This is a genomic window from Streptomyces sp. CLV115 (assembly GCF_038448545.1).
Classification (GTDB): Bacteria; Actinomycetota; Actinomycetes; order Streptomycetales; family Streptomycetaceae; genus Streptomyces; species Streptomyces sanglieri.
Map to the genome: position 1 here is coordinate 1 of NZ_JBCEWQ010000433.1, position 441 is coordinate 441.

Annotated in this window: 1 protein-coding gene; it reads left to right on the forward strand. The window is 50.3% G+C overall.

The features are described from left to right. Positions 1 to 107 precede the first annotated feature (107 nt). The coding region (locus AADR41_RS42510; RefSeq protein WP_342287823.1) for a hypothetical protein at positions 108 to 441 on the forward strand (334 nt) is incomplete at its 3' end.

Sequence of the window (441 nt, forward strand, 5' to 3'; positions counted from 1 at the left end):
GTCAACAATTACATCTAAATTTTTGAATAGTTTCGACAAATTGCGACTGTAATTTTCGTAACAATGTCGTAATATAATTTACAAGTCTCGAAAGGAAGTGTCTCGAATTGCCGATATTAAATTTGGGTGGACGTTCTGTAGACGTCGACATTCGGTATGAACTCGAACAATTCGACTGGACCCGGCCGACGTGGGGCGGCGAACGCCTGCTGGCCGCCAGTCCATTCAGATACGATCGGACTCCGAGCTTTTACGTATACCTCGAAGACACAGTGTCGGCAAAAGCCGGCTATTGGGGCGACTCAGGCGCCTATGACGAAGAGTTTGCGCGGGGCGGGTTCGTTAAACTGCTCGCTTTCCTGCGCGGCGAAACCGAAGACGACGCAATCGATTACTTATTGGAAACGTATGCACCGGCGGCTGAAGGCGGACGTATGGCGC